Annotated in this window: 11 protein-coding genes; 4 read left to right on the top strand and 7 right to left on the bottom strand. The window is 58.8% G+C overall.

The genetic code is table 11. From position 1 onward, the window contains the following. Positions 1–31 precede the first annotated feature (31 nt). The 5 genes from D3P04_RS21940 to D3P04_RS21920 form a co-directional block, all read right to left on the bottom strand. Positions 32–1,795, bottom strand: a complete 1,764-nt coding sequence (locus D3P04_RS21940; RefSeq protein WP_182912967.1) for a monovalent cation:proton antiporter-2 (CPA2) family protein — start codon at positions 1,793–1,795, stop codon at positions 32–34. A gap of 129 nt (positions 1,796–1,924) precedes the next feature. Then, a complete protein-coding gene (locus D3P04_RS23625) occupies positions 1,925–2,653 on the bottom strand; it encodes a nuclear transport factor 2 family protein (RefSeq protein ID WP_220475392.1) in 729 nt (242 codons plus the stop codon). A gap of 79 nt (positions 2,654–2,732) precedes the next feature. Next, on the bottom strand, positions 2,733–3,365 hold the full coding sequence (locus D3P04_RS21930) for a LysE family translocator (RefSeq protein WP_119752017.1): 633 nt from the start codon (positions 3,363–3,365) through the stop codon (positions 2,733–2,735). 76 nt (positions 3,366–3,441) lie between these two features. Further along, positions 3,442–3,960 carry a CPBP family intramembrane glutamic endopeptidase gene (locus D3P04_RS21925; RefSeq protein ID WP_220475391.1) on the bottom strand — a complete coding sequence of 173 codons (519 nt, stop codon included), beginning with the start codon at positions 3,958–3,960 and terminating at the stop codon, positions 3,442–3,444. A gap of 275 nt (positions 3,961–4,235) precedes the next feature. Beyond that, on the bottom strand, positions 4,236–4,889 hold the full coding sequence (locus tag D3P04_RS21920) for a hydrolase (RefSeq protein WP_119752015.1): 654 nt from the start codon (positions 4,887–4,889) through the stop codon (positions 4,236–4,238). A gap of 588 nt (positions 4,890–5,477) precedes the next feature. On the opposite strand from D3P04_RS21920, the gene D3P04_RS21915 reads away from it, so the two are divergent. The 3 genes from D3P04_RS21915 to D3P04_RS21905 all read left to right on the top strand — a co-directional run bounded on the left by D3P04_RS21915 (position 5,478) and on the right by D3P04_RS21905 (position 8,481). Further along, positions 5,478–6,413: a pirin family protein gene (locus tag D3P04_RS21915; RefSeq protein WP_119752014.1), complete on the top strand. Its 936-nt coding sequence runs from the start codon at positions 5,478–5,480 to the stop codon at positions 6,411–6,413. A 76-nt stretch (positions 6,414–6,489) separates the two neighbouring features. Continuing rightward, a complete protein-coding gene (locus D3P04_RS21910) occupies positions 6,490–7,758 on the top strand; it encodes a DUF5996 family protein (RefSeq protein WP_333473112.1) in 1,269 nt (422 codons plus the stop codon). 147 nt (positions 7,759–7,905) lie between these two features. After that, positions 7,906–8,481, top strand: a complete 576-nt coding sequence (locus D3P04_RS21905) for a YceI family protein (protein ID WP_408634416.1) — start codon at positions 7,906–7,908, stop codon at positions 8,479–8,481. A gap of 717 nt (positions 8,482–9,198) precedes the next feature. Here the strand turns inward: D3P04_RS21905 and D3P04_RS21900 are convergent. Continuing rightward, positions 9,199–9,819 carry a glutathione S-transferase family protein gene (locus D3P04_RS21900; RefSeq protein ID WP_119752011.1) on the bottom strand — a complete coding sequence of 207 codons (621 nt, stop codon included), beginning with the start codon at positions 9,817–9,819 and terminating at the stop codon, positions 9,199–9,201. A 333-nt stretch (positions 9,820–10,152) separates the two neighbouring features. Continuing rightward, a complete protein-coding gene (locus D3P04_RS21895) occupies positions 10,153–11,193 on the bottom strand; it encodes an Atu2307/SP_0267 family LLM class monooxygenase (protein ID WP_119752010.1) in 1,041 nt (346 codons plus the stop codon). A 347-nt stretch (positions 11,194–11,540) separates the two neighbouring features. Between D3P04_RS21895 and D3P04_RS21890 the strand changes: the two genes are divergently transcribed. Then, positions 11,541–12,434, top strand: coding sequence for a LysR family transcriptional regulator (locus D3P04_RS21890; RefSeq protein WP_119752009.1), 894 nt, complete (start codon positions 11,541–11,543; stop codon positions 12,432–12,434). Positions 12,435–12,564: the final 130 nt, after the last annotated feature.

Raw genomic sequence — 12,564 nt, 5'->3', positions numbered from 1 at the left:
TTCTGCTTCAAAATTTTTGCCGCTCATTGGCCTATTTGGACGCCGATGGTCCGCTCAGCGGCTCCGGGGCAGGCCGGATATGGAGCCTGTCGCGGCCCGACATCGCATCACCCTGCACCTGTTCGGACAGGCGTTCGGCATCACGCTGACGGATGTCTGCGGTCGCTTCCTCGACATCGACTTCCGCAAAGCCCAGCACGCGAAGGCCTTCGGCTCCCATCAAGTAAGCAGATTCAACAGTTTCGCGGATCTGATACTCGACGCCCGCACGGATCAGTTCGACCGCATGCCCGCGGTCATAACTTCGCACCAGAAGGCTTGCCTGCGGAAATTCATGCAGTGCCAGTTCCACGATCCGCATCGCGTCCTTCGGATCGTCGATGCAAACCATGATTGCATCCGCTTCTCGCGCACCGGACTGGCGCAGAACATCCAGCCGGACACCGTCACCGAAATAGACCTTGAAACCATATCGTCCCGCATCGCGGATCCGGGCAGGATCCCTGTCGATCACCGTCAGATCGATCCCCCGGGATAACAGGGGCTGCGAGGCGATCTGACCGAAGCGGCCGAAGCCGATGAGAAGGATCCGTCCTCTGAGATCGCGGGCGGTGTCGATGCCCTCCATCGAGACCTCGGTGCGTAACAGACGGTCGGCTGCGATCATGAGCAAAGGCGTCAAAGCCATGGACAGGATCACGATGGTGGCGAACAGGGCGTTTTCCCGCGAACCGATCACATCGCCCGACATTGCCGCAGCATAGAGCACGAAGGCGAATTCTCCGCCCTGCAAAAACATCGATGTTCTGTGCAGGGCTTGATGGTTGGAGCTGCCCAGAAAACGCGCAACCGAATAGACCACGACACCTTTGGCAATAGTGAACGCAACCAGCATGGACAGCACAAGGCGCCATTCGGCCGCAACGATGGAAAGATCAAGTGACATGCCGATGGCGAGAAAAAACAGTCCCATGAGCAGGCCACGAAATGGCTCGATATCGCTCTCGATCTGGTGACGGTAGCTCGAATTTGACAGCATTACCCCGGCAAGGAACGCACCCATTGCCATCGACAGGCCGACGGCGTCCATCAGGAGCGCCGCGCCGAGAACCACCAGCAATGCGCCAGCCGTCAGGACCTCTCGTGTTCTGGTCCTCGCCAGCAGGGCGAAAAACGGGTTCAGGCCCCAGCGCGACGTCCCCAGAAGCGCCAGCAGCGCCGCAACCGCGACCACGATTTCCGCCCATCCTCCTTGTGTGTGCGAGACTGGCGACAGGAAAGCCACCACCGCCAGTAGCGGCACGATCATCAAATCCTCGAACAGGAGGATCGCCACCGATTTCTGACCTTCACTGCTGGCGGTCTCGCCCCGGTCCTGCAACACCGACATGATGACAGCGGTCGAGGAAAGGACGAAACCGGCCCCGGCTATGAAAGCGACCGGCACCGACAGCTTAAAGATTGTCGCGCTGGTCAGTGCAAGGACGGCAATCGCAAGGCCGACCTGTACAAGACCGAGACCAAAGATCTGGCCACGCATTGACCACAGCTTGCGAGGACGCAATTCCAATCCGATCACGAACAGGAACATGACCACCCCAAGCTCGGAGAAATGCAGAATGGACTGGGCATCGGAGAACAGGCCCAGCACTGATGGGCCTACCAGCAGACCGGCAGCGAAATAGCCCAGGACCGACCCGAGCCCGAGCCTTCGAAACAACGGCACCGCAACGACGGCAACCCCCATCAGGACAACCGCAGGTCCGATCATTTGCCCAAGGCTCGCTTCAGCCATCAATTCGCCTTTCTGAATGTGTTTTGAGGCATTGACACTCTTCTACCGTGACCGGATCGTTTCTTGGTCAACACCACGGAATTCTGCACCCGCTTGGAATGCTTCGGACGCCTGATTGCCGCCACCCCGTCATCTCCTGGTGCGATCGCCTCTTTCCCCGGGATCGAACATCGAAAGACCGGCTATGCCGGTTTTAACCGGCACTTCGTTCTGTAAGACGTCCCAATGTTCGATCAGCTTGCCCCGCTCGACCCGGAAGATGTCAGCCGCGATCTGCGGCTGGTCCGCCCAGCCGCGAATACGTCCATGAATCGCAACGAGATCGCCTTCAGCGATGATCAGTCCCGGCTCGTAGTAGACGGAAGATGACAGCGACTCGACGATATCCTGCAAGGCGTCCCGCCCTTGAGGAATGTTTGGATTGTGCTGGATGTAATCGTCGGCATAGAGGCGTTCGACCGCCGAGGCATCGTGACGCTGAAAGAGGGAGGTCATCGCATCCAGCACCAGCGCCTTGTTGCGGTGGGGGCGATCGTCGGAAATATGATCGGCAGGACGGGCGATTGCAATTGTTCCGGTCATTCGGAGAAACCTCCCATCAGGCAGAGTGGCGAACGAATGGATCACGCCGCGGTCATAGTCCTGGACGTTCGTTACAGTTGCCCCGTCCTTTTCCTGCCAACTGACGGCGAAGATACTATTGCCGAGTGGTACGACCTGAATATCGACGGTATCGGTTCTAGCAAACCTTCCGTCCTTGATCTCGAATTTCAATTGCGAAATTGACATGAGCGTCAGGCTGACCCGGAAGTCCGGATAGGTGACGTCCATTTCCAATCCGATCGGGAAACGATCCATAGGCATTTTCTTGATTGCTCCTTTGAAATATCAGGGTTCGGCGGTGTGGGATGTGATGCTAGAAACCGGCCGTTCCACTTTATGAGCCCGTCAATGCAGACCAGATCATCAGCCCTCCAAAGATCAGGAGTATGATCCCGGTCAATATTCGGCCGCGCTTCGCATGCTCGGGCTGTCGCAGCAGCCGTGCGATATGTCTGGCTCCAAGTGCGTAACCGGCAAGGACGACAAGTTTCACGCCCACGAAGGTTGAAACCAAGAGGGCGAGGATGGATGGGCCACTTCCTGCCGGAACGAACTGGGGAAACAGAGCAGCGAAGAACAGGACGGCCTTTGGATTGCTGATGCCCACACCGAACGAGCGGAGCCAAACCAGCAGCCCGGCTCCCCCGTCCGCCATATTCATGACCGCCGCTGCCTTTTTCGGCGAGGAAGAACGTAGCTGCCCCCAGCCCAGCCAGATGATATAGAACGCGCCCGCAAGACGCAGGGCAAGGAAAACTGCGGGATAGGCGACGAGCAAGGCTCCCAGACCGATGGCCGAAAAAATGGCCAACAGCGCGATTGCAAGAAGATCGCCGCTTAACGCGGCAAGGGCGCGACACCACCCAAAGGTGAGAGAGTTGTTTACGAGCAACAAGGTGGACGGGCCTGGTGTCGCGCTCTGGGCTGCGCTGACCAGGGCGAAGGTAAGATATGAAGAGAATTCCATCGCGCACCTATAGGCCTCAAAGATGTTGGCGGATCAAATGCAGCCCATCCGCCTCTCGAAACGATCCGGAGCCCGATCATGTGCCGGTGCCCGTCAGGATCATGAGAGGTATGGTCGGCAGATTGATAACGAAATGCACAGTCACGGCGGGCCAGATCGAACCGCTTCGGCGGAATACTTCTCCGGCTGCCAGACCGGCTACGACAGCCGCCGAGAACACCATATTGATGCCATGGAAAATCGCGAAGATGAGCGTGCCACCGCCCACTCCGATGAAAGCGCCGTATCGAAGCAGCGCGGTCGTGATCACCCCCCGAAACAGAAACTCCTCGCCGATCGGGGTGACGATGCTCAGGAAAAAGGTAGCGGCGATCATGGTCCAGACACCACCGCTTGCTCCGGTCGCATAGACGTCCTGTATCGTCCGATTGTCCCCGGTGAGAGAGGCATAGGCGAGGATGGCAAGGCTTTTCGCGAAGAAGGCAAGCACACCGATTCCGGCACCAGCCGCGATCCAGCGCCAGGTCGCGCGACGCACACCAAAAGCGGCCCAGCACCGGATACGCAGCAGGAAAGCCGCAAAGAATCCGGCCATACCACCAACGCCCGAAAGTGCAGTCAAGATCAGACCGAGCACCACCGGGTCAAGATTTAGCCGAACCAGACCAATGCCGCCTCCGATAGCGACAACGAAAATGCTGACCAGGCCCAGGAAAATTTCAGGCCAGCCAGGAACAGCGGGTACAAATCCTGTCCTCATCGCTTCAATTCCCGCTCGCACGAAATTTTACCGGTAGCAAAAGAATGACGAGGCATGGCCATCTCCAGATAGCTCTAGCGCTTATCCTTGCCCCGTCATCGCTTTTCAGATCAGCCTTTGGCGTCTGGCACCGGCGTATTCAGCAACTGCTGCTCCCAAAGATAGGCGATGCCGCTGCCGCTGAAGTGCTGGATGAGAATCTCGGTCAGTTCCTCGACATGCCCGGTGCGCGCCCAATCACGTTGCCATTCGCCAGCTAGCGCCATCACGGTCATCACGTTCGCGCCGGCCGCGATCATGCGCTGGATAGCGACTTCGTGAGACTCTTTCGAAATCCCGCCCGACGCGTCGGTGATAACGGTCACATCCCAGCCTTCGCCGGCAGCCTGGATCACAGGCATTGCGACGCAGACCTCGGTCCACAGCCCGGCGATGATCAACTGCTTGCGGCCGGTCGCCTTGACGACGTTCACCACATTTTCGTCCTGCCAGGTATTCACCCAGGTGCGATCGATGACTTCCTGGTCCGGAAAGACGTCGGTGATCTGCTTGAAGAGAAGTCCACCACGCCCTGCGATCACGCTGGTGAGAATGGTCGGAACATCGAAGGCCTTGGCCAGCTTTGCCAGCGCGGTCGTGTAGTTGACCACAGCTTGCGGATCGTGGCTGTTCAGGTTTGCGAGCTGATAGGGCTGGTGATCAATCAGAACGAGGACCGAGTCTTCGGGGCGAAGAAGCGAATCGAGGCCGTTGCGAAAAGCCATTACGACTTCCTTTCCTGCTGTTGTAAGCGGCATTGGGTTTGATGACAGGCACCCGTCAGCGATGACGTTGCCTAGGCGCAATCTGCCGTTCTCATTCAAGCTTCGATAGTGCCGCACCGCGGTTAGCTGTGTCGCAATTTGGGGAACAATGCGGTGGTGGGTCGGCTATCCTTCGGATTGTCTCACCCGTGACTGGGTATCGGCCGGCGTACAGTTCTGATCACAATGTGCGAACCGTCCCTGCCGGCAGGGCATATGACGTTCGTCCTCCCGGCCAGCATCCTACGCGAAAAATGCGGAACATAATCGACATCCCGATCGAGCAGTTTAGAGAGAATGCGCGGCTTCGGGTACGCGGCCTCTGCATTTTGCGTTGAGGATTTGTGCGTCCGCGACGGTCGCCCGAATGCAGGTGGCTAACCATCGGTCGACGTTCCATTTGACGCAACACAGTTGAGCACATGGCGAGGCTAGCCACCTCCATGGTGGCGCGCCATAACGCCAGGTACGTACTCTCGGTCCACATGCCCCGGATGAAACCGAGCCCAGTCGCTACGACCACCTGAGAACAGGAAGAGGAAGACATCCATGAGCTGGAACCCGGCAATCGAACCAGGCTGTCCCGACGAGGTAGGCATCGAGGCGATCGAAACCCTCATCATTCCCCGGTCCCGTGACTTGGGCGGCTTTGAGGTACGTCGCGCCTTGCCAGCGCCCAAGCGGCAGATGGTGGGGCCATTCATCTTTTTTGATCAGGCCGGACCAGCCGAATTCCTCACCGGCCAGGGCGTCGATGTTCGGCCGCATCCGCATACTGGCCTGGGCACAGTCACCTACCTGTTTCGCGGTGACTTCCATCACCGGGACAGCACCGGAGCCGACCAGATCATTCGCCCCGGCGAGCTGAACTGGATGGTCGCCGGGCGCGGTGTGTCCCATTCGGAGCGCACGACTGCGACTGCCCGCAGCGGCCCCAACAGCCTGTTCGGAATCCAGACCTGGCTGGCGCTACCCGACAAGGATGAGGACATGGCGCCCATGTTCGAGCATCATGGCAAAACGGTCCTGCCGGTGATCGAGGACCGTGGCGTCTCGGTCCGGCTCATTCTCGGGAACGCCTATGGTGAAACGGCGCCTGCGACGATGTTCTCGGAAACATTCTACGCCGATGTGACGCTTGAAGCAGGCCGCAGGCTGCCGATGCCGGACAATCATGAAGATCGCGGCATCTATATCGTCGAGGGCTCGATCTCTGTCGCTGGCCAGGAATACGAAGCGTCTCGGATGATGGTCTTTCGTCCCGGTGACAAGATCACTGTCGCGGCTGGCAGCAGAGGTGCAAGGCTGATGATCCTTGGCGGCGCGACCCTTCCGGGGCCTCGTTTCATCTGGTGGAATTTCGTGGCGTCTTCGAAGGAGCGCATCGAAGAGGCCAAGGCCGAATGGCGCGCGCAGAACTGGGGCAGGGGACGCTTTGACCTTCCCGTCGACGACCGGGACGAGCATATTCCACTACCGGACTGACTGGCGCCGACCCGCCGGCCCTCACTGCGGTAATCGCTTGATGCAGAGGCATGGTCGGCATCCGCATGGCTGCTGAATGAAAGACGTGGAAATGAACAACAATTGGCCCCAACTCGACTATCTCGGCTGGCGCGACACCTGCTCCGCCCTGCACCTCTATTCGCAGATCGTGGGTAAATATCGCCTGGCCCATACGCCGTGGCTCAACCATTCTTGGAACGCGACCTTCTATGTCACGCCATGGGGGCTGACATCCTCGCTGATCCCCGACGGCCCCGGCATCGAAATCCAGTTCGATTTCCAGAACCATGAGGTTCGGGGCACGAGTGGCGACGGTCGCGCGGCAAACTTCGCGCTCGGGCCGTCCACAGTTGCGGCGTTCCATGCGAATTTCCTTCAGCTTGTTTCCGACCTTGGTGGTACGCCAACCTTCAGCGGCCAGCCGAATGAGATGCCATTCCCGGTGCCGTTCATTGAAGATCATCGCGATCGGCCCTATGACCGCGATGCCGTTCAACGTTTTCATCACGCGTTGCTGGCGGTCGACAGGGTGTTCAAGGAATTCCGGTCCTCCTTTCTCGGCAAGTCCAGCCCCGCACACCTGTTCTGGGGTGGTTTCGATATGGCGGTGACCCGCTTTTCAGGACGACGTGCCCCTCTCCATCCTGGCGGCATTCCGACATTGCCCGATCACTTGACGCACGAAGCCTATGATCGTGAGGTATCGTCAGCAGGCTTCTGGCCCGGTGGGGGCGGTATAGATTTTCCTGCATTCTACGCCTACGCCTATCCAGAACCGAAGGGCTTCCGCGGTGCGTTGGTCCGACCGGAGTCCGCCTATTGGAACGAAAGCCTGTCGGAATTCATCTTGCCCTACGATGCTGTGCAGTCGGCTCCCGATCCCGGCGCGGTGCTCATGAAGTTTCTCGTATCGACTTACGAGGCCACAGCCGATCTCGGAGGATGGGACCGCGAGCTGCTGGACTGCATGCCGGGGCGGCGAGGCCAGGCACGGCCACATAACGCCGGGCAGCCGGACCCAGTCTCACCTCCGACCACTGAAAGGGTTGAACGGGAGGACAGCGCATCGAAAGGTCGTTACATAATGGTCATCGATGGCGCCGAGGCCGAGATGACCTACAGCAGGGCCGGCGAAGGAATGATCATCATCGACCATACGGAAGTTCCGACAGTGTTGCGGGGTCGGAAGATCGGCGAGCGACTGGTGCGACAGGCGGTCGAGGATGCCCGTCGTGAAGGGATCACTATCGTCCCGCTTTGCCCGTTTGCGAAAGCACAGATCGGGCGACATCCGGAATGGCAGGATGTCCTCGCTCAATCGTAGCTCGAGATCCAATCTCAATAACTTTCATGGCTACAGGAGACAGTATTCTATTCCGGGGCCGTGCCCAGTGTTCGAATCCCGTATTCGAAGCAGTCCGAAAACGATGCTATCGCCCATGCTTTCCCCGCAGCCAAGGAGACTTTGATGATCAAAACCACTGCATTGACCGTTGCCTTTGCCCTTGCCGCCGGTGCCGTTCTGGCCGAGCCGCAATCCTATGTCTTCGACACATCGCATAGCCAGATCGTCTTCACCTATGAGCATCTGGGCTTCTCGACCACTACGGGCATGTTCAGCGGGATTGAGGGTACCATCCGCTTCGCCACTGAAGAGCCTGAGAATTCCTCGGTCCAGGCCAGCTTTCCGGTTTCTTCTCTGATGACCGGTGATGACGGGCGCGACAAGCATTTCTTATCCGGCGATTTCTTCGGTGGCCGGGACAGCGACCCAACCGTGACCTTCGTCTCGACCGCGATCGAGGTGACCGGCGATAACACGGCGCTCGTCACCGGCGATCTGACCCTGAACGGGATCACCAGGGAAACGGTTCTGGATACCGTCCTGAACCAGCAGGGGAATCATCCGATGGAGAACAAGCCTTGGCTGGGCTTTGACGCGACCACCACGCTGAAACGCAGCGATTTCGAACTGGGAATGTACGTCCCGGCCGTCTCTGACGAGGTTGTCATCTCAATTTCGGTCGAAGCCATGGCAGAGGGTTGAGCTTCAGTTGCTGCGTCGCCCCCTTCACTGCTGCGCGTGGATCCGGGATGGTGGTGTAGCGAACACTGGCAGTCCCCGATTATCGATCCACCGTATGATTTCTCGGGGCATCTAAGGCATGTGATGCTGCCCTTGTCAGCAGGAAATCCGCGGTTCGCTTTTACGTGTCATCCTCGGAATCACCTATCTGGGTGTAGACGTATTCACCATGCCAAGGGCAAACCCATTCCGGCCGAGCGAGCTTCGAGGAAGATTGCCACAGTAGTGTTTTGTAGAGGGGTCCGTCGTCAACGATGCTCAGACCCAGCGATGTTGCATACATCATCTTGGCATCCCCGACTCGAACATCAACATGTGGCCATGACCTTGGAAAAGACCGTGATCCCGGGATGGGCAAGAAACAGGCTCAACAAACTCTCAATTAAGAGGTTGATTGACACCCGACTCCGCGGGTGGGAGATGGAGTGCGCAACTCGCTGCAGTTCCTGCACTATTACTTCGCTTTGGGTCATCTGTTCGTCATGCCTTGTCCTTGGGCACCTGAACAGAACGGCGGACAGGCGAGTTCAGATAGGAACACGAGTATGAAGCGATTACCCCCGATGATCGACTACTGACCAGAGAGCCGTCATTTTTTTGCGGCAACACCCGAAAGAAAGTAGAGGGATCGGTCCGTGAACAACTCGCTGATGGAGGACGCGACGAGCCATAATGCTGTTAACCGCGCGCCTCACGCGCAAGCACTTTTTGCACTGCCGGATCGGCAGCCAGTCTATCATGCAGCGTCTGCACGTTCGGGTATCCCTCCAAGCCGCCCGGCAGGAGCTTTGTCGCCCAGCGGATCATCGGGAAGGCATAAGCATCGATCACTGAGCGGCCCCCGTCGAGGATATATTCTCGCCCCTCGAGATGGCGGTCAAGAATGCCGAACTGCCTTTTAATCAGCTTATGTCCGGCATCGACTACCGCCTGCCGGGCCGGTACGCTTTCATCGATTGTATAGCGAAAAGGCATGAAAACCGGCCAGAACGCGGCATGAACGTCTGAAGTTAGGAAAGCAGACCAACGATGTGCCTCGGCCTTGGTGCGTTGGCCATCGCCGCCGGCAAGTCCAGCCTCGGGGTGCTTGTGCGCCAAATAATCCAGGATCGCGCCAGCCTGCGTCAGAATCCAGCCATCGTCCTCACGAAAAGTCGGCACGGCGCCAGCCGGGTTGACGGCAAGAAGCTCATTGGAGCCATACTGCACCTTTACTGCTTCGTAGGGCACGCCGATCCATTCGAGAACGATGTGCGGTGCCAGCGAGCAGGCGCCCAGGGCATAGTAGAGTGTGGGCATGATTGTTCCTTATACTGCTGTTCGACCTTGTTCGGATTTGCGAAAGGGCGGATAAAACTTGCTACAGAAGAGGCCACAGCGCGAATCCGCTCGCTGGAAGCCCAAGCATCAGTGCGGCTCCCGAACGGGTTGAAGGAGCAGTCGGCTGCTGCCCCACATGATGTCTCTCCTTGACGTTTCTCAGACAGGCATTCGGCATACGCCGACGGATGTCAGTCGTGGCGTCTGTGATTTCGGCTGCCACGTAGCCTAGGGCTCGCAAACCTTCCGCTCCCGTCAGATAGGGGGATTCGCCCGTTTCGCGAATTTGGTAACAAGCACCGGCGCGGATCCTCATGTTTGCGACACAGCAGCTCGGATGATGGGCGCGACTTCGGCGCCGAGAAGGTCGATTGAATGCTTCATTGCCTCCGTTTGGACGGAAGCGGTGCTCATTTGGAAGGTAATGCGCGAGAGGCCACCCAGCGCCTGGCTGGCCCGAAGCACCTTCTCCGCAACCGTCGCCGGATCACCGACCAGGAAGGCGCCTTGAGGGCTGGCCATAACTTCAAACTGCTCACGCGTCGGGGGCGACCAGCCACGTTCGCGCCCGACCTTTGCCGTCAGATGCGCCCAGCCAGGGAAGAAGGCGTCCTTAGCCGCAGCGTCGGTCTCGCCAACAAAGCCCATCGCATGAACGCCCACCTTGAGCTTCTCGGGACCATGCCCCGCGCGCATGCCGGCCGCACGATAAAGATCGACGAGCGGGCGAAACCGCTCATAGGTTCCGCCAATGATCGCCACCATCAGCGGAAGGCCGAGCGCACCTGCGCGGGCGAAGGATTGTGGCGTCCCGCCAACGCCGATCCAGAGGGGCAGTTGTGGCTGGTGTGGGCGCGGGTAAACGCCTTGACCGTCAAGCGCCGGGCGGAAGCGGCCACTCCACGATACATTGGTTGTCTCGCGAAGCTTCAGAAACAGCTCCAGCTTCTCCGCGAAAAGCTCGTCATAGGCCCCGGTATCCAGTCCGAATAACGAGAAGGCTTCGCCGAATGAACCGCGTCCGACGATGATTTCGGCACGGCCGCCGGAAATCAGATCAAGGGTTGAGAACTCCTGAAAGACCCGCACGGGGTCGGCGGCGCTCAAAACCGTCACTGCACTCGTTAGCCGGATTTTACCGGTGCGCGCCGCTGCCGCTGCCAGGATGATTGGGGGTGCCGAATCCAGAAACTCGGCGCGATGGTGCTCGCCAATTCCGAACACGTCGAGTCCCACCCGGTCTGCAAGTTCGACTTCCTCGATAAGATCGGCCATACGCTCAGTTGCCGATGGGAGCTTGTCCGTCATCGGATCGGGCAGAATGGCGGCAAAACTATCGATACCAATTTCCATTTTGATTCCTTGCAATTCTTACGTTCTGTAAGCAGCTTCCGTGCCACAGGAGCGAGGGCCCGACAGAGCTGCTCATGAGCAGCCTCGTATATTCCGCCGATGCCTCAGAGGATTCGAACTTTCCCGAACGGATGGATTAGCGTTCCCGAGATCAGCTTCTACGGAATCGAATGAACCCCGCTCAGAAAAGCCATTACAACTTCCTTTCCTGCTGTTGTAAGCAGCATTGGATTTGATGACAGGCACCTTTCGGTGGTGACGTTGCCTGGGCACAATTTGCCGTTCCCAGTCATGCCGCGATAGTGCCATAGTGCAGCTAGCTGTGTCGCGAAACGGGGAACACTGTTATGAACATTGAAGATTTGCAGACCTTCGTCGCGGTGGCCGATACCGGAGGCGTCTCCGCCGCCGCGCGCCGGCTCGGAGTCTCCAAGTCAATTGTCAGTAGGCGGCTCTTTCGGATCGAAGCGGAACTCGGTGTCCAGTTACTTGCCCGAACGACCCGCGGTGCCGCGCTCACCGAAGCGGGAACCACCTTCAGGGATCATGCAGCCCGGGCGAGTGCCGAAATCGACACCGCCAGGGAAACGATACTTCCGAATGGTGATCTTCGTGGCCGCCTGAGGGTGGCAATGCCGCTCACCTTCGGCCCGACCCATTTTGCCCCGGTGCTTGCGGAAATGGCGCGCTTGCACCCGCGGCTTCATATTCATACCTCCTACAGTGATCGCCACGTCGATCTCATCACAGAGGGGTTCGATTGCGCGATCCGGGCTGGTTACCTTCAGGACTCCAACCTGATCGCGAAGCGCGTCGGACCGATCCATGGAAAGCTTGTCGCAAGTCCGGATTATATCGAAGCGCATGGTTCACCTGAGACGCCAGACGACCTCGTCACCCATCAGGCGCTCATGCAGGGAACGGAAGCCTGGCAATTCATGGATGGCGGTAAGGTTGTTACAGTGCAGCCGCAGGGCAGGTTCAAGGCCGACAGTGCCACGGCGCTTGCCGCAGCGGCGGCGGCAGGACTCGGCATCGCCTGGCTTCCGGGCTGCATCACACATGAATATCTGGTCTCCGGCGCGCTGGCCCCGATCATGACAAGCTATCCGGTACCTCCGGCGGCCGCCTATGTCGTACGCCCGCCAGGTCAGCATCCCACGCGGAAAGTGCGGGTGCTCACCGAGATGCTGATCGAGTATTTCAGACGGAACCCGGATATTTGGGGGCACGATCGCTAGGACACGAACGTTTCGATGCCTTGCCAGGTAATTGCGTTCGAGGGCAAGGCTGCTTCGGCGGCACGGCCCGCATGTTCCACTTGCTGCGACACAGCTTGCTAAATCACGGGGCTAGTTCAGCAAACGTTCG

Origin of the sequence: Paracoccus onubensis (assembly GCF_003591515.1) — a bacterium.
Classification (GTDB): domain Bacteria; phylum Pseudomonadota; class Alphaproteobacteria; order Rhodobacterales; family Rhodobacteraceae; genus Paracoccus; species Paracoccus onubensis.
Note: the sequence above shows the minus strand (reverse complement) of the source record. Positions and strands in the feature narration are given on the sequence as shown.